Genomic DNA, 16,444 nt, shown 5'->3' with positions numbered 1-16,444 from the left:
AATAAGCACTGAAAAATCATATATGCATCTATTTGATTAATATTTTAGAGATAAAACTTATCCATCTATTTGATATCAATTATTCGACTCGCTTTTTTGAACTGAATACGCCAACCAGACCATGTCGGTAGCTCCCAACGTTTTGGCGATAACTTTCGGCTACCCGACTGATAATGGACGTAAATCAGCTTTCTTGCGGGCAAGTATTCAACATCGAGTTGCAAGTCGGCAAGGCTCAATGCAAACGGGTATTTTTCCGAAAATTCTGAGTAGAGCCAAGTTGGAATGCCATCGAACGGTATGTCTGCATGATCGAACATTTCCAATTCGCTGACATCAGTAACACCTAGTACTTCAAGCTGCTCTATAAACCATAGCTCAAAGTTAATGTTCTCAATTTCTGGTGTGTATTTAGTTTGTTCATCGAGACCAAGTTTCACATACAACTGCCAGTGTTTGATTTCTTGAGTGCGAGCCTTTGCAAAACCGGGAAGCTGCTCTCCATTTAACACAAGGTCGACGATAGGTTTTAACGATAGTTGCCCTTCAGCGGCGACGAGTTTGGTTGTAATCGTGCGGCCTGCGTACACCAATGCCATCTCGGTAAAAACACCATCATCATTCACAACGGTTTCGCCTTGCTCCCACTCTCCTAGTTCAGCATCAATGAGAAGCTCAAGAGGAATGGGTGTCGTGACCGTCGCTAAGGTCAGTGTTTGCTTAACGCCTCTTCCCGGCAAGCTGTGAGTATCCAACACCAACATCGCTTGTGCATTATCAGGGAAACGGTTCTGACGACCGAGCACCACTTCTAAAACACCATTGGCAAAGGCTTCTTTCCTTTTCAGTCGGCGCACAAACACCAGTTCAGGATGCAGATTCACAATGGTCTTGAGCAATTCAATGCGTTGGAAACGTGACGCGACTTCTAGCTGAGGAAGTTCAAATACCTCCCGCATTTGCTTCGCCAATCCTTGAGCTTCATTCAGAGCCTGTTGGTCGATGTCTAAATGCGGATATTCTCGACCGCGCACAATCTGAATCAACAGGCTTAAATCACACCCTTCCTTCTCTTGTTGCGCGAGCGCTTCAAGATGTTCTGCATTGTTTGGTAACTGATACAAGCGAGCAGGAACGGACAGCGCCGCAGTGAGATCAACCATCGCCTCTTTTAATGCTTTGGTTTTGATTCGAGTAACGATATCGGCATACAAAGCATCAATCGGCAACGGATACAGCTTTTTACCATGCTCGGTAACTTGATGGTCGGCGTTAATCGCTTCCATCGTCAGCAAGGTTTGAGTTGCACTGTTGAGTGATTTCTCTGGAATAGGGTCAAGGAAGGACAAGCTCTCAAGCGGAGATCCACAACATGCTGCGGCCAACATAGGTTCAGTCAGCTCTTCACGCTGCAATTCAGGCGGTGTGACTAACTCTAACGCCGCATGTTCACCATATAGACGCACGCAAACGCCATCCATTACCCTACCCGCGCGGCCAGCTCGCTGTTTGGCACTCGCTCGTGATATGGATTTAAGCATCAGTGTGGTTCTGCCATTACGCTGAACGGTGCGTCTCTCTAATCCTGAATCTATCACCACGCCAATGTCAGGAATGGTTAATGAGGTTTCTGCAACGTTGGTCGCAAGGATGACCTTTCTCAAACCATTACCTTCAGTATTGATATTACGACCCGATAACGCTGAATCTCGCTCTGTATCACTGACCGACGCATGCAATTTAACAACTTGGATATCTGGATTTTTCGCTAAGGCTTGTTCGCATTGCACGATCTCTTTTTTACCCGGCAGAAAAACCAACATATCGCCAGAAGAAGCGATCAGCTGATGATTCACTTCTTCCGCGATACGCTGCTCTAGATGTCGGATATCAGGCAGTGTTCTGGATTCATTCGCTCTGTGCTCAATCTCAACTTGATAGGTTCGCCCTTCACAGCTTATGCGATTCGCATCCAAATACTGAGCAAGGCGTTCACCCTCAATGGTTGCTGAAGTGATCACCAAACGATGACTCGCTTTTTGCTTCAGAATCGCCACCAGCAGATCAATGTCCCAGCGCCTCTCATGAAACTCATCCACCACGATCACATCAAAACTAGCGAGTCCATCTTCTGATAACCAACGCAGCGCGATACCGGGCGTCACAAAAACAACGTTAGTTTGCTCGTTGTATTCCGACTCAAGCTTAATCGCATAGCCCACTTTGCTACCCAACTTCTCGCCTGATCGCTGCGCGAGATATTTAGCCAGTGATGTACACGCGATGCGTCTTGGCTCCACCACTAACACTCGCCCATGTTGAGAGGCCCAAAGTGGCAGGCGCGTTGATTTACCTGATCCGGTTTCCGCCTCTACGACAAGGTGAGAATTAGCGATTTGTTCGTGGAATACGTTTTGATAAGCATCGATGGGAAGTAATGACATAAAATGGCGAGTAGCGAAAAAGTGTGAGCAAAGTATAACGAATTATCGTGTTGAAATTCGATAAGTGTGGGACAGAGGTAAGAATATCATTTTGTTTGCTCAGATCGCGGAGAAACTATTTACAATTGAATAACTAAACCGTTATCATTTTTTAGTTACCCTTTCTCCCATATTAGGCATCCAATGAACAACGATAAACGCCCTCTATATATCCCTTATGCTGGTCCTGCTCTACTAAGTACACCTCTTCTAAACAAAGGCAGCGCATTCTCTGCTGAAGAGCGCAGTTCTTTCAACCTTGAAGGTTTGTTACCGGAAACAACCGAAACAATCCAAGAGCAAGTAGGACGTGCATACAAACAATATTGTAACTTCGAAAGTGATATGGATAAGCATATCTACCTTCGTAACATCCAAGACACTAATGAAACGCTTTTTTATCGTTTAGTTCAAAACCACATCTCTGAAATGATGCCTATCATTTATACGCCAACAGTTGGCGCAGCATGTGAGAACTTCTCAAATATTTACCGTCGTGGGCGTGGTCTGTTTATCTCATACCCGAACCGCGATCGTATCGATGACCTACTGAATAATGCGACAAACCACAACGTTAAAGTTATCGTGGTTACGGATGGTGAGCGTATTCTTGGTTTGGGAGACCAAGGCATCGGTGGTATGGGTATTCCAATTGGTAAGCTAGCACTTTATACAGCTTGTGGCGGTATCAGCCCAGCTTACATGCTACCAATCGTGCTCGATGTGGGTACTAACAACCCTCAACGTCTTGCTGACCCAATGTACATGGGCTGGCGTCATCCTCGTATTACGGGTGCTGACTACGATGCATTCGTTGAAGAGTTCATCCAAGCGGTTCAACGCCGTTGGCCTGATGCATTAGTTCAGTTCGAAGATTTCGCACAAAAGAACGCAATGCCACTGCTTGAGCGCTACAAAGATCGCATCTGTTGTTTCAACGATGATATCCAAGGCACAGCAGCCGTAACGGTTGGTTCTCTACTTGCAGCATGTAAAGCAGCAAACAGCAAACTTTCAGATCAACGCATCACTTTCTTAGGTGCGGGTTCTGCAGGTTGTGGTATTGCTGAAGCTATCATTGCCCAAATGGTGTCTGAAGGTATCAGCGATGCACAGGCACGCTCTCAAGTTTACATGGTTGACCGTTGGGGTCTGCTACAGGAAGGCATGCAGAACTTGCTTGATTTCCAACAGCGCCTAGTTCAAACCAACGCAAATACTAAAGACTGGGAAAGCGATGGCACTGGTTTCTCTCTACTAGACGTAGTTCGCCACGCGAAACCAACCGTATTGGTTGGTGTGTCTGGTGCTCCAGGTCTATTCAGCAAAGAAGTCATCAAAGAGATGAACCTACACAGTGAACGCCCTATCGTGTTCCCACTGTCGAACCCAACAAGCCGTGTTGAAGCGACGCCAAACGACATTATTCGTTGGACTGATGGCCAAGCACTTGTTGCGACAGGTAGCCCATTTGAGCCAGTCGTTCACAACGGCACAACTTACCCAATCGCTCAGTGTAACAACAGCTACATCTTCCCAGGTATTGGCCTTGGTGTATTGGCTGTGAATGCTTCACGCATCACTGACGAAATGCTAATGGAATCAAGCCGTGCACTTGCTACGTGTTCTCCACTAGCAATCAATGGCACAGGTGCTCTACTTCCACCATTGGAAGAGATCCACACGGTATCTAAGAAAATTGCTCTTGCGGTAGGTAAAAAGGCGATTGAACAGGGCGTTGCTCTAGAGATCACTGAAGAAGCACTGCAACAAGCGATTGACCAGCACTTCTGGCAGCCAGTTTACCGTCGCTACAAGCGCACGGCATTCTAATAAAGCGTACTGCGCTTGGAATAAAGAGCGTTAACGACTCTTATATTAGCCTCTGCAATTGCAGGGGCTTTTTTCTTTAAACTGTCTTGTCTTTTTAACTGATTTTTCTCATTTTTATTTGGTATTATCGAGCACTCAAAAATTAATGCTCAGTGAAAGGACCATACCGAGAGTGAAATTTGATTCTCACATTATCCGTAGCTACATAAAAAAAGCTTACAAAAAACTGCAAGGTTTTCTGTTTGGCGCTTTCCTCGTGTTCTTAGTAGGCAGCGCTGCGGTTATTGCGATCGATTATTGGGTTTCATGGCAAGCGGAAGATCGCATCATCTACGATATAGATGAAGTGCCCGAGCTTGAGGTCGCCGTTGTGCTTGGCACGAGCAAATATTTGGGTCGAACACTCAACGACTATTATAAGCACCGAATCGAAGCCGCGATTGAGCTGTTCGACCGTGAAAAAGTCGACCAGTTTCTGTTAAGTGGTGATAACGCTCATCGCTCTTACAATGAGCCGTGGACGATGAAACGCGACTTGCTGAAAGCGGGTGTACCCGATGAACGCATTAACCTCGATTACGCAGGCTTTAGAACCTTAGACTCGATTGTTCGCGCTAAAAAGATCTTCGACACCGACAACTTCCTGATCATTACTCAGAAATTCCACTGTGAAAGAGCACTATTTATCGCTAATTCTTACGATATTCATGCACAATGTTTAGCGGTTTCAGGTCCTACTCATCATTCAGGCACCTCTATCCGTTTGCGTGAAGTTTTTGCGCGTACCAAAGCCTTCTTAGATTTGTATATTATGGGGACAACGCCAAAGTTCCTTGGACCTAAAGAGCCCATTCAATCGAGTCCAAAACCGGAATCATTTCCGATTCCAAACCCTATGACTGACCCCTCTGTAAACCCTGTTGTAGATCCTACAACAAACCCTATTGCAGACCCAGCAGAGACAGATGTGTAGAAAACTACACATTTTGAATTTGTTGCCTCACATTTCCCCACTGTTACACAAAAACACACCAACACGCCTTTATTAACTTAAGTAACATTCTCCCAACAAAGTCTGACCCTACATCAAGCTATATACCTCGAAAATAATAAGCACGACTCAATGAAGTCGTGCACCAATAAAACGAGGATAACAAAAGGAGCGTCTTATGACGGCACTTGTTACTACACTGAAACACTGGTTGTTCACCCGCAACAGCATGATATTAATTGGTAATTTCACGCTATTCGCACTCTTGCTCAACACCCTTCCTTTCGAATCACAAGTCAATACTGGTTTGAGTATTCTCGTGTTCGTTGCGGTTCTATGGTTAACCGAAGCTATTCATGTCAGCATCACCGCTTTGCTCGTTCCCCTATTGGCTGTCTTGTTTGGTGTATTCAACACGCCCGCAGCGCTGGCTAACTTTTCAAACCCAATCATCTTCTTATTCATGGGTGGCTTCGCATTGGCAGCCGCACTGAACAAGCAAGAGCTAGATAAAGCGATTGCCGACAAAGTACTGTTGATTGCAAAAGGCAGAATGTCGGTCGCTGTGTTCATGCTGTTCGGTGTGAGTGCTGGCTTATCCATGTGGATCTCAAACACAGCCACCACAGCAATGATGCTTCCTCTTGTTCTTGGCATCATGAACAAGGTTGACCAAAGTGAAGACCGCAACACCTACGTGTTCGTACTATTGGGTATCGCTTACTGTGCTTCAATCGGTGGTATCGCAACCTTAGTGGGTAGCCCACCAAACGCAATTGCTGCCGCAGAAGTTGGTTTAAGTTTCACAGAATGGATGGCGCTAGGTCTACCTATCTCAATGATCTTACTGCCAATCGCGATGATTATTCTTTACGTGATGACTAAGCCGAAGCTTGACCACAAATTCGAGCTAGACCATGCCCCAGTTGAATGGACAAACAGCAAGAAAATCACACTGTCTATCTTCCTTCTAACCGTAACGCTTTGGATATTCGGTAAACCAATCAACGCAATGATTGGCGGATTCTCTAAATTTGATAGCTTGGTAGCGATTGGCGCAATTGTACTGCTTGGCGCTTCTAGAGCGGTGGAATGGAAAGACGTTGAGAAGACAACGGACTGGGGTGTTCTTATCCTATTCGGTGGTGGTATCTGCTTAAGTAACATTCTAAAAGCGACAGGAACCAGCGTATTCTTAGCACACTCACTAAGCGGATTTTTAGAAACAGCTGGCGTACTGCTTACGATTCTAGCCGTGGTAGCGTTCGTGGTATTCCTAACGGAATTTGCGAGTAACACAGCGAGTGCAGCACTTCTGGTGCCAGTATTCGCAACCATCGCTGAAGCACTTGGTATGTCGCCAGTTATTTTGTCTGCACTGATCGCTGTTGCTGCGTCTTGTGCCTTCATGCTTCCTGTTGCAACACCACCAAACGCAATCGTGTTTGGCTCGGGTCACATCAAGCAGAAAGAGATGATGCGAATCGGTATGGTGTTGAACCTAGTTTGTATCCTAGTTCTGACTCTGTTCGCTTGGATCTTCTGGTAAACACTAACGTTCTATAAGCGCATGCTTACAGGAATGCTCCCCTAAACTGGTTGAACTTCCCCCGGTTCAACCAAGACAAAAATGCCCGTTCAGCGTAAGCAAGCACTGAACGGGCATATAAAAACAAGAAACGCTTTCCCTTTTGGTGGCCCCGCGCCACCTTTTTTGTTTTGGCTTTTGGGAGAAGAACCATAAAAACGCCACACGTCACATATGCACGTGTGGCTTATAAACTCATCAAAACAATTTTCAGATTAGTGACTCAAGATCACCTGATTTCGACCTGAATGCTTTGCTTGATATAAAGCTTCATCAGCGCGAGCAATAGTCTCTGTCACTCGCTCTTGTTTCATCTCGGCAACACCGATACTGCATGTCAGCGGATCGCCATGAACCCAAAGGTGCTGGCTGACTAAAAGTCGGATTTTCTCGGCCTTTCTTTGTGCTTCGCCAAGATCAGTCTCAGGGCAAAAAACAATGAACTCTTCACCACCCCATCTCACCAACTTGTCGGTAGCGCTGATCGAACTGCCCACCACCATGCTGAACTCACGTAGAATATGGTCACCCATTTGGTGTCCGTACTTGTCATTTACACTCTTGAAGTAGTCGATATCGAGATACAACATACCCAGCTTGCCATGTCCTTGCTTCACATGTTGTGACTGCATTTTCAACCAATCACGAATCGCGTGGCGGTTTAGTATTCCGGTTAACTCATCACGATGGGCCATCTCTGAAAATTCAAAATTCTGTTCTCTCAGTGCGCGATTGACGTTCTTTAAGTGGTGATGTCTTTTCTCTGCGATCACCATGCGTTTTCTTGAACGATGCAATTCTGAAAGTAAGAACACAGTACCTGTTCCGACCCAGATAAACAGCAAGATCAAGAACAAGCTTTCCGCAGAGATATACGAGCCTTCAAACTCGATGCTGCGAATAACAATTCGATGATGGCCTAGCTTCGCACCCGATGCGGTAGCAAACTCGACCATATTCACATTCGAATATTCAGGTGCAGAGTGCTCTAATGCCACATCATTGTCGGCTAACCACCATGTCATCACCTGTAGATTGGCGATTGGGATTTCAATCACACCGCCATCGATTCCTGGAGAAAACTCCATGCCGTTGTACTTGTGTGTGTACTCGTCATCAGGAACAGAATAAGCAGGATTGTAGTTGCGTAGGTAAGTTCTCAAACGGCCACTAGAATCCGCTTCCGCATGGTAATCAATATTCACTCTAAAGGTGTGATACTGAGAGAGATCAAGACCTTCGGTAATATCTGGGTTGATACGAATCGATAGGCCGCAATAAGGCCAAGGGTATTCCGACTCTTTAAGTTCACAGTCGAGAATATATTGCCCATTTTCGTAGGATAATTGGGATGTACTGACGCCCCTATCAACTCGATCGCTGGTCGCGATAAATTCATATTTATCAGGGGTTATTGCTGTTATCACACGATTTCCGCTCACACGGTAATACTGCACAATGGCAAGCGTTGCGATAACGAGAAAGATAACAATCTTATGGATCCACTTCACGTCTAAGCTTCCGGCTTAAGATCCCTATAGTTGGGATTTCACGATAAAAAACAAATCAGGTAAATTAGTGATCTTAATACCAATAAATCACTAAAAAACGTTATATCACGCCCGAACAAAATGTCATACTATATTTTTATGCATGTATTTGCCGTTAATTTTTCACGGCGAGAATCAAGTAATATTGCGTATAAAAACAGGCTCTATTTGTTATACTCATCGCATAATCATCGTTAACCGTACTGCCTGCTCACAGCGCAATCGAGTCGACGAAATAATAATCAAAATACAACGAGTAATGTCATGTCTTTATTAGCAAAAGGAACACTCAAAAAGATGAGTGCTTCCCTTGATGGCGCGGTTACCTACCGTTTGCCTGTAGGTGAAGAGTTTGTAGAGCTAAACCCTCTGATTGGTAAAACCATCAACCTTACCCATACCGGCAATATTTTTTGTTGTTCGTGTGATAAGAAAACCAAGAAAAGCTACTCTCAAGGCCACTGCTTTGTGTGCATGAAAAAGCTAGCAAGCTGCGACATGTGCATCATGAAACCAGAGACTTGTCACTACGATGAAGGCACATGTCGTGAGCCTCAATGGGGTGAAGAGAACTGCATGGTTGATCACTTCGTTTACCTATCAAACACATCAAGCCTAAAGGTGGGTATCACTCGTCATACTCAAATCCCTACCCGTTGGATTGACCAAGGCGCGACTCAAGGTTTGCCTATCTTGAAGGTAAAAACACGTCAGATCTCTGGCCTGATCGAAGTTGAGTTAGCGAAGCACATTGCTGACAAAACCAACTGGCGCACGCTGCTAAAAGGCGATGGCGACGATATGGAGTTGGTAGAAAAAGCCAAAGAACTATTGCCATTGGTTGAAGATAAGATCCAAGAGATCAGAGCGAAGTTTGGTGACGATGCAATCGAGATTCTGAGCGAAAACATCACTTCACTGAGCTACCCGGTTGAGCAGCACCCAGTGAAGATTGTATCGCACAACTTTGATAAGAATCCTGAAGTGACAGGCGTACTTCAAGGCATTAAAGGCCAATACCTTATCCTAGATACAGGTGTGATTAACATCCGTAAATTTGGTTCTTACGAAGTGGAAGTGTCTGCATAACTTGTAGAACTTAAACGTTTCTTATAGTTAGAAGCGCTTAGTGAATAGCCAAAAAATAAAATGCCCTCAAGTGATGACTTGAGGGCATTTTTCGTTGTCGATCCTATTCGCTTTCGATGACGATTTTAGGCGTTAGAGCGCAACCACATCTCCGTCTACACAATTCTTGCCGTTGGCTTTCGCGCGATAGAGAGATTGATCGGTTAAATTCACGAGTGCATCAATCGTGACACCGTCTTCACAGGCTTGGCTATCACTGATTCCGATACTGACACTCGAATTAAATCGTAACTGTTCATCAATCTTAAATTCGGTTTGATTAAACTGCTCTCGGATCTGATCAGACACTTGACGCGAAATCTGAGGCGACGCATTAGGGATAAATACAATGAACTCTTCACCGCCCCATCGACCTGCGACACCGCCCACAGCCTCAACATTACGCTTAGTAATATCAGCCAATGCGCAAATTACCTCGTCACCCACCATGTGCCCGTAGGTATCATTGATCGATTTGAAGTCATCGATATCAAGCAGCATACACACTAAGTGAGTCTCAGAGACAAGGTGCTCTCTCAGCCACTCATAAATCGCCCTACGGTTAAGCAAATCCGTCATTTCATCGTAATTCGCTTGGTGTACCAACTGCTTTTCCAGCATCACCTTTTGAGTCACATCTTCGAGCACAACCTGAACGGCTGGCTGACCTTTCCAAGTAATCGCATTGTCGTAAATATTGAAGAACCGATGAACGCCGTCAAAGCCAATGTTTTCAACCACGGTACTAGTACCTGACAACTCCCCTGATACGATCGCGTGATAGTGCTTGCTGATGCCATCGGCATTCTGTTTTGGTACCAGTTCAAGGATAGAGTCCAGCTCTAATACTTGCTCGATGGAAGCCGCGCCTTGCATGTTGACCCAAGATTGATTAACCATCAGCGGCTTGAAATCTCGGTGAACCAAGATGCCCTGCCCAGATTGCATGATCATGTCGTGATACATCTTATCTTGCTCACGCACCGCATTTTGCAGCTGAATCGCAGGGGAAAGATCGATCACTGTGACTTGCAGTGCAGGTCTTCCCTGCCACTCCGTCACATGGTCGATAGAAAACACGGTGAACTCTCTGCCATTGCGATCAACATTGGTATAGGTGTGAACCTGAGGGTCGCGTTGACCACTGACCGTTTCAAGGTAATTTTGATAAGCTAAAACATGGTAATCTTCTGAGATTAAATCTAGAAAGCTATCGATATTAGAAAGTAGTTCTTCGGGCGATTGGTATCCATAGATGCGAGCATAGTTAGCGTCAACACTCACTACATTCATATCTTGAATAGTTATTACACCGTACGTGGATTCGAAATTTATTGAAGACATTGCCAACTCCGCACTCTAGCTACACTTCATAAACTGGAGCATAACAACACATCCTGCCAACGCTTCCACAGAATCTATCACGCGCTAGGGACATTAATATGCCATCTAGTATATCGTACTGTTGCGGCCTTCTCTACAACTCAATTGCTAACACGAGTTAGTAAAAGTAGACAAGCATCTCAATCCCATTATTCGCGTCAAAAAACAGAAATAGATAACCTATACCAATGTAACCATTATCTTTTTCTACTTTTGGCCTTGAACTGATGAAAGAATCCGCTCCCAACCACTTCAAATCCTGTTCGCTATTCTTTTAAACCTGCGCACTATTCTTTAAACCTACGAACTATTCATTCCAATCAGAGAAATATGAGACTAAGAAGTCGATAGCTAACCGTGCTCTCTGTGGAAGAAAACGACGGTTCTGATAAACAATCCAACTGCTTGTGCCCGCTCCCCAATACTCTTCTAACACAGGGACGAGTTTTCCATTGCTAAGACTGCCATTGAAACTGCTTTTAGGAAGATAAACGATGCCAAGCCCCTCTTCGCAAGCTTTCAGTACAGCGCTTGAATTGTTGCTTTTCCAACGGCCATGAACTCTGACTGCGGTTAGCGGATTTCCATCGTTCTCGAACAACCACTGGTCACTGTTGGCGATAATACAGCTGTGCAGCTTGAGTTGTTCTGGATTCGCTGGAGCACCAAACTCAGCAATGTAATCTTTGCTTGCTGCCGCTGCCATCGGGCGATCAACCAGCTTTCTTGCCACCAATCCTGAATCGTCCAATCGACCATAACGAATCGCGAAATCGATGCCATCTTCGATGAAGTTAACCATCTTGGTATTGAAATTCATTTCTATGGTGAGCTCAGGATGCTCTTTAGCAAACTCCATCAGCGCCGCCGCGACATGATTTTCTGCAAACGCGCCTGCCGCACTCACACGCAGAGTACCGCTAAGCTGAGTCTGCTGAGAAGTCACTTGCTCGTTCGCTTGCTGAAGCCCAATGACCAAATCTCTACACTGCTGATAATAGGTGTGACCCGATTCGGTCAGGCTCACCATTCGTGTAGAGCGAGCAAGCAGTGCCACACCCACTCTCTCTTCTAGCCTTGAGACTTGGCGGCTTACATGACTGGTACTGCAACCCAGTTGTTTTGCTGCTGCAGAAAAGCCGTGACATTCGGCTACCGCAACAAACTCATTAATACCTTCAAAGCTATCCATACTTCACCTGTTAACGTCTAACGAATTCACATCTGACTAATTCACATCCACTATTGCTATATAGCAATAATGTTTTGCCTATTCGGCATATTATCACTCAAATGGTTTGCTACTAGTATTACAGGTAACGAAACAGCGGCATCTAAATTGAAAATTTTGGTTTTCTAAATAAAAACCACGATGCCTAAAGAAAAACCACAACGCTGAAACCAAACAAACGTGCTCAAAGGGACGAATCATGAAAAAAATACTAATACCTGTAACTAACCACGCAACACTAGGCGACACAGATCAAGCGAACGGTACTTACGCGCCTGAACTGACTCATGCTCTGAAAGAGATCATTGCTGCGGGTTTTGAGTACGACATCGCGTCTATCAAGGGTGGCAAAGGCCCATTGTACGGAATCGATATTGAAGGGGATTCAGTAAACGCTGAGATCTTGGCTGATGATGACTTCCAAAACCGCATCAACAATACGATTCCTGTAAACCAAATTAATGCAGAAAGCTACGATGCTATCTTCTACCCAGGCGGATTCGGCTTGCTTTCAGACCTAGCAACCAACGAGCAATTCGCTGCTATTGCGGCTAAGCATTACGAAGATGGTGGTGTGATTGCGTCAGTATGTCACGGCCCTGCGGCGCTGCTTCCGATTGTTTTAAGCAACGGCGAGAAGCTACTAAGCTCTAAATCGGTGACTGGCTTTACACGTGAAGAAGAGATCGACTTTGGCACCATCAACGACATTCCGTTCCTACTGGAAGAGTCTCTTGCTCGCAGCGCAGCGCGTTTCAACAAGGTTCAACCTTGGCAAGAGCTTGTGATTGTTGATGAGCGAGTAATTACAGGCCAGAACCCAACTAGCGCACACGCAGTGGGTGTAGCAATTGTTGAGCAGCTTTCTTAGTCGAATCGCTGTATTGATTAGGTCACAGGCGATAACTAAATAAGCGCGCTGAAACGAAAAAGAGCATATTTCCTACTCACTATTCATGAGAGAAGTATGCTCTTTTCTAATTCTGTCGCTATTAAGTGCTCGTGACTTCTTGCTAATTACTTCTACTAATGGCTTCGCAAGATCCCTTCAAGCACATTGAACAACAAGTCGATCTCTTCAATCGAGTTGTAATGCATACAACCAATACGCACCACGCCCTGCTCTTCAATACCCAACTGTTTCACCAAACCTAATGCGTAGAAATGTCCGTTCCACACACAGATATTATGTTCACCCAGCTTCTTGGCGATGAACTCTGGAGAATGGTTTTCAAAGGTAACCGCAAAGGTTGGCGTTCTTAGGTTCGAATCAAACTCTGTTTTCCCGTAAAGCTTTGCCCCTTCAAGATCAGACAAGCGTTTAAGGAAGTACTCACTGAGCTGGCTTTCATGCTTATTATAAAGCGCGTAGCTTTGCTCTAAACGAGAACGCAATGAGTCGGTTGGCTCACCGAATTGCGCCAAGTAATCTACCGCCGAAATCACACCTGCAAGGCCTTCAAAGCTTTGCGTACCTGTTTCAAAACGGCCTGGGCCAATATTGGTTGCAGGCTCAACCTTGTAAGGCTTTAACGTGTGTAGCCATTGAGGTGCAACATAAGCAATGCCCACATGCGGGCCGAAGAATTTATACGCTGAACACGCTAAGAAATCACAATTCAGCTGCTGAACATCGATCAAGTGATGTGGCGCGTAATGAACGGCATCGACATAAACCTGCGCACCATGCTGATGTGCAAGCTCAATAACTTTTGCCATGTCGACAATAGAGCCAGTCGTGTTCGAAGCAAACGTCACCGCGACAAGTTTGGTTTTCTCATTCAGCAGTGACTCAAAATGTGCCATATCCAAACTGCAATCCGACTCGTCTACACGAACTTGACGAACAATCGCCCCTTTGTCGTCTGCCGCTTGCTGCCAGCTCGATACATTCGAATAATGATCTAATGCGGTGACGATAACTTCATCGCCCTCTTGCCAGTCGCGGCTGATCGCACGACTAAGTTGGAAGGTCAGCGATGTCATATTCGCACCGAACACAACGTTGCCAGAAGACTCCGCATTAAGCAGTGCTTGCGCCGCTTCTCTTGCTTGCTGCATTAAGCTCGTGGTCTTTTGGCTAGAAAAATAGTGGCCACCTAGGTTTGAATTGAAATGCCCTAGGTATTCGGTCATTGAAGCTAAAACATTCTCAGGCACCTGAGATCCGCCTGGCCCATCAAAAAAGGTCACAGGTTTGCCGTTATGATATTGGCCTAACGCGCTAAACTGTTGGCGTACATCATTAAGAGTGAAGGACATTACGCGCATCCTTAGCCGTTAGCACAAACAAATCCATGTAACCTATCTCATCGTGGTCTATAGTGCGAATTGGTTGTGCGTTGTGCCACAACTTGCTGTCTGCAAGCATCGTAACATCGCCGTTTTCAAGCACTTTTCTAAAGAATGGCGCTTCATGAGAATCTTGGTATAGCATGATTTCGCCACCCACAATGTTATGACGGTTCACACCAATTAACGCGATGTGGTCGAAGCCATCTTGGTGCACGCCTTCTGGCGCAACCTGCGTCTCTTCATAAATGGCAGCGATACGAATTTGGTGGATTTCGATTTCTTGTCCGTCTTCAAGCCCGTTGGTTTCAATAAACAGTTCACACATCTCTTGCATGCCTTGGCTGCTTAGAATTGGTGCTTCAATCGGCTCGAACTGACGAACAACGTCACCTTGAAAGTGATTAATGTTTTCAGACTGAACAAAGTTATGTTTGTCTAGCTCAACGACTTGTCCATTACTGAATTGAACCACCGAGTACCTTCTCAATCGAAACTGGCCATCCGCATGCTCTGTACTTGGTAGCTTAGAGAATGAAGGTGACAACTCCTCAACCGCGTGGTTACTGAGGTGGGTAATATGTAGGGTATTTTCGTGAGCATGTAACATCATCGACTCCTTAATGATTGTTAATTTACTTTCGATATTTAACGTTTTGTTTACATAAAGGATACTTGAAGATCTTGTCAAATCAACATTAAACAATCATTTATCCCGTCAGAAATAATAATTCAGATAGTAAAACTAACTTTAAATTCAAAAGCAGTGCATAACACCAGAATAAAAGATAACCAACTCATAAAACTAGCACACTCCACTAGCTAGTTATAAATGCCTGCAAATTTAAATTTAACGATATTATTAACTGGTAAGTCATGTTTCATATTGTGTCAGCCCTTTCGCTTCAATACGCCAGCCTCCTTGCATGAACTCAAGTACCACGCTCGCCATCATTCATTTCTATGCTTTTGCACAGCAAAATACGACCTACCTATCAATTGCCAAGCTATTGATTATTTACACAACAAACTGAAATTGGTTAATTTATAAGTACGCCAGAAACCAAACGCCTTTGCTTGCGCGTCTGGAACAGGTCGAGTTCGGGGGGAACTCGGCCGCCCTCAATGGTTTACTTCGTTTTTAGACCGGGACTTGTTTTCTCTTTTAGTTTTGAAAGTGCTTGAAATGGAATGTTACGGAGGAATTTACTCAGTGGTATTTGACTACTTGGGCATCAAGCGTTTGAAATCGAACACAACAATGGACGTAACTTCGAAATAAACGACATGTGTTTACAAATGTCAAGCGTTCTTCCCTAAGACGTTTATACCCCAAAGCTTCTTAAAATGAATAGAGCTTATCTTCTAGTGTATCTAGTGCAGATCATTGGTTCTGTGCTAGTTCGTGGCATCACCTCTAACAGCGAAAAATTAAGCGTATACGAACAAGAAATGCATGTTCATATTACATTTACAGGAGTTTTCTTCTAAACACTCCTCGTCTTACATCTAACCTATTGACTGTTGGAATGAATTACCAGAAAATCACTAAAATACTGATTTAAATAAACTTAATGACAAAACTATCATGAAAGATTTCCTACAATCTATAGCATCTCCGGTACAATCGTTAGGAACCGATATGGGATGGTTATCCAATATTTTTAGTGTAGCGGTTCCTTTAGGCACCATTGCACTTGTTATCTTCCGATACTTTAATAAACAAAAAAAACAAATTAAACACTCAGACTACTCCTCTATGTTATCTGAGATGTTTAAGGAATCGAAAGTAGATATATATAAGACAAAATCTGTTGCTATAGTCGATGACAACCCTGAAAACTATCCAATTCCATACCTGAACCGTTGTGGTTATGACATAACATCGATCGAGTCGGTGTCACTTGCTAATATAGAGCACCTGCTTTCATATAATTTACTAATTTTAGATATAACTAATATAGT

The 16,444-nt window shown here is 44.5% G+C and carries 12 protein-coding genes; 6 read left to right on the top strand and 6 right to left on the bottom strand.

What is annotated here, in order from left to right; genetic code table 11:
• Window positions 1-65 precede the first annotated feature (65 nt).
• The gene (locus AB4517_RS16920; protein ID WP_372148848.1) at window positions 66-2,444 is read right to left on the bottom strand and encodes a helicase-related protein; all 2,379 of its coding nucleotides are present in this window, start codon (window positions 2,442-2,444) and stop codon (window positions 66-68) included.
• Between the two features lie 183 nt (window positions 2,445-2,627).
• Here AB4517_RS16920 and AB4517_RS16915 point away from each other — a divergent pair, with 183 nt between their 5' ends.
• From AB4517_RS16915 to AB4517_RS16905, 3 genes are all read left to right on the top strand, one after another.
• Entirely contained in the window at window positions 2,628-4,316 is a 1,689-nt protein-coding gene (locus AB4517_RS16915; RefSeq protein WP_136973971.1) for an NAD-dependent malic enzyme, read from the top strand.
• A gap of 172 nt (window positions 4,317-4,488) precedes the next feature.
• Window positions 4,489-5,289: a vancomycin high temperature exclusion protein gene (locus AB4517_RS16910; protein ID WP_017063589.1), complete on the top strand. Its 801-nt coding sequence runs from the start codon at window positions 4,489-4,491 to the stop codon at window positions 5,287-5,289.
• A 196-nt stretch (window positions 5,290-5,485) separates the two neighbouring features.
• Complete coding sequence (locus tag AB4517_RS16905) at window positions 5,486-6,856, top strand: DASS family sodium-coupled anion symporter (protein WP_017059762.1); 1,371 nt, start codon at window positions 5,486-5,488, stop codon at window positions 6,854-6,856.
• A 254-nt stretch (window positions 6,857-7,110) separates the two neighbouring features.
• Here the strand turns inward: AB4517_RS16905 and AB4517_RS16900 are convergent, their stop codons facing one another.
• Window positions 7,111-8,406, bottom strand: a complete 1,296-nt coding sequence (locus AB4517_RS16900) for a GGDEF domain-containing protein (RefSeq protein WP_372148800.1) — start codon at window positions 8,404-8,406, stop codon at window positions 7,111-7,113.
• A 303-nt stretch (window positions 8,407-8,709) separates the two neighbouring features.
• Between AB4517_RS16900 and AB4517_RS16895 the strand changes: the two genes are divergently transcribed.
• A complete protein-coding gene (locus tag AB4517_RS16895) occupies window positions 8,710-9,534 on the top strand; it encodes a DUF2797 domain-containing protein (protein WP_108123288.1) in 825 nt (274 codons plus the stop codon).
• Between the two features lie 132 nt (window positions 9,535-9,666).
• Here the strand turns inward: AB4517_RS16895 and AB4517_RS16890 are convergent, their stop codons facing one another.
• Window positions 9,667-10,917, bottom strand: a complete 1,251-nt coding sequence (locus tag AB4517_RS16890) for a sensor domain-containing diguanylate cyclase (protein ID WP_017059759.1) — start codon at window positions 10,915-10,917, stop codon at window positions 9,667-9,669.
• A gap of 346 nt (window positions 10,918-11,263) precedes the next feature.
• Window positions 11,264-12,148 (bottom strand): LysR family transcriptional regulator, encoded by an 885-nt coding sequence (locus AB4517_RS16885; RefSeq protein ID WP_372104730.1) that lies wholly within the window; start codon window positions 12,146-12,148, stop codon window positions 11,264-11,266.
• A 238-nt stretch (window positions 12,149-12,386) separates the two neighbouring features.
• Between AB4517_RS16885 and AB4517_RS16880 the strand changes: the two genes are divergently transcribed.
• A complete protein-coding gene (locus AB4517_RS16880) occupies window positions 12,387-13,058 on the top strand; it encodes a type 1 glutamine amidotransferase domain-containing protein (protein WP_372148844.1) in 672 nt (223 codons plus the stop codon).
• 155 nt (window positions 13,059-13,213) lie between these two features.
• On the opposite strand, the gene AB4517_RS16875 is transcribed toward AB4517_RS16880, so the two are convergent.
• Together AB4517_RS16875 and AB4517_RS16870 are read right to left on the bottom strand one after the other, a co-directional pair.
• Window positions 13,214-14,449, bottom strand: coding sequence for a cysteine desulfurase-like protein (locus tag AB4517_RS16875; protein WP_372148842.1), 1,236 nt, complete (start codon window positions 14,447-14,449; stop codon window positions 13,214-13,216).
• Complete coding sequence (locus AB4517_RS16870; protein ID WP_372148851.1) at window positions 14,433-15,089, bottom strand: 2OG-Fe dioxygenase family protein; 657 nt, start codon at window positions 15,087-15,089, stop codon at window positions 14,433-14,435. The genes AB4517_RS16875 and AB4517_RS16870 overlap by 17 nt, the downstream gene beginning before the upstream one ends.
• A gap of 1,032 nt (window positions 15,090-16,121) precedes the next feature.
• On the opposite strand from AB4517_RS16870, the gene AB4517_RS16865 reads away from it, so the two are divergent.
• On the top strand, window positions 16,122-16,444 hold a 323-nt coding region (locus AB4517_RS16865), incomplete at its 3' end, for a hypothetical protein (RefSeq protein ID WP_372148839.1).

Source organism: Vibrio sp. 10N.222.52.C3 (genome assembly GCF_041474195.1).
Taxonomy (GTDB): Bacteria; Pseudomonadota; Gammaproteobacteria; order Enterobacterales; family Vibrionaceae; genus Vibrio; species Vibrio crassostreae_C.
The sequence above is the reverse complement of the archived record's forward strand: the minus strand, read 5'-3'. Positions and strand labels throughout refer to the sequence as shown.